Raw genomic sequence first — 1991 nt, 5'->3', positions numbered from 1 at the left:
GTTTAGTACCAGAGTTTACAATCGATTCTACTTCTTTGAGAATTTCTTCATAGGTGATGCCTTTCGAATCGGCAATATCTTCCAAACCAATCTGCCTGTCGATATTTTGAATGATCGAAACCTTCATCTGCGATTTATTGGCCTGAGTTTTAATAATCAAATCGATTGGACGTTCGATATCGTTATCCTCGACATATTTTTTGATCAATTCGATAAAAGGTGTCCCAAATTTCATCGCTTTACCCGAACCTACACCAGAAATCTGGCGAAGCTCTTCCGTCGTAATCGGGTAATGTGTACACATTTCCTCTAAAGATGGATCCTGGAAAACTACGAATGGTGGAACACTTTTTTGCTTCGCAATTTTTTTACGTAGCTCTTTAAGCAATGATAAAAGATGGGTATCTAAAGCACCTGTACCTTGCTTTACATCATCGTCATCGTCATCAGCACCGTTCTCTATTGGTTCGTTTAGTATGAATTTAAGGCTATAGGGGTTGATAATAAAATCTCTTCCCTGTTTGGTTAATTTTAATAAACCGTAATTGTCAATGTCCTTAAAAAGGTAATTATTTAAAACAGCCTGGCGGATAATCGATTTCCACATCAGCTCGCCTTCTTCTTTACCGCTTCCAAATTCAGGAATCTTACTGTGTTCGTAAGCAATGGTTTGAGCGGTTTCTAAACCTAAAAATACATTTAACAAGTGTGCATCATCAAATTTTTCGCCTGATTTTTCGATAAATTTCAAAACTGTCGACAATTGACTTTCTGCATCAAATTGCTTTTTAGGCTTTTTACAGTTATCACACATGCAGTTACAGCCCGTTTCGTTAAAGTTTTCACCGAAATAATGAAGGATCTGCTTACGTCGGCATACGCCAGATTCAGCATAATCGATCACTTCTTTTAATATCTGCGTGCCAATTTCACGTTCCGAAACTGGTTTATCTTTCATAAATTTAGCCAGCTTGTCTACGTCTTTTTGAGCGTAGAAAGCAATACACACGCCTTCGCCACCATCACGTCCGGCCCTGCCAGTTTCCTGGTAATAACCCTCCATACTTTTAGGTACGTCATGGTGAATCACAAAGCGAACATCGGGTTTATCTATCCCCATACCAAAGGCAATGGTTGCTACAATAACCTCAGCATCTTCCATCAAAAATTTATCCTGCGTTTCAGCCCTAACCTTTGGGTCTAACCCCGCATGATAAGGCAAGGCACTAATTCCATTCAGATTCAATGCTTCTGCCACTTCCTCAACCTTTTTACGGCTAAGACAGTAAATAATCCCAGATTTGCCCGGATTAGATTTGATGTACTTAATAATTTCTTTGGTGATGTCTCTTTTAGGTCGGATTTCGTAAAATAAGTTGGGCCTGTTAAATGACGATTTAAACAACGTTGCTTCCGTCATTCCAAGATTCTTCATAATATCCTGCTGTACTTTTGGCGTAGCAGTTGCGGTTAATGCAATAATTGGAATGTTATTCCCCAATCCTGCAATAACCTGTTTAATCTTACGATATTCTGGCCTGAAATCGTGCCCCCATTCAGAGATACAATGCGCTTCATCAACGGCAACGAAAGAGATTTTAATCAGATTTAAAAATTCAATATTATCCTGCTTCGCCAGAGACTCTGGCGCAACATACAATAACTTAGTCTGACCGCTTAAAAGATCAGATTTAACTTGAGTAATTTCAGATTTATTTAGGGATGAATTAAGAAAGTGAGCAATACTGTCATTTCCACCAAAGGCCCTTAATTGGTCAACCTGGTTTTTCATCAATGCAATTAGTGGAGAAATTACAATTGCTGTCCCCTCACTCATTAAAGCGGGTAACTGATAGCAAATAGACTTCCCTCCGCCTGTTGGCATAATAACAAATGTGTTATTGCCTTCTAAAATATTTGTAATGATCGACTCCTGATCACCTTTGAAATTGTCAAACCCGAAGAAATTTTGTAGGTTATCAAATAACGAC

1 protein-coding gene is annotated in these 1991 nt (G+C 38.6%); it reads right to left on the bottom strand.

All coding sequences use genetic code 11. The features are described from left to right. Nucleotides 1–1991: DNA helicase RecQ (gene recQ, locus AC1DND_RS26655; protein WP_477585716.1), on the bottom strand; the 1991-nt coding region annotated here is incomplete at both ends.

This window comes from Pedobacter sp. 01N416 (assembly GCF_056399685.1).
Note: the sequence above shows the minus strand (reverse complement) of the source record. Positions and strands in the feature narration are given on the sequence as shown.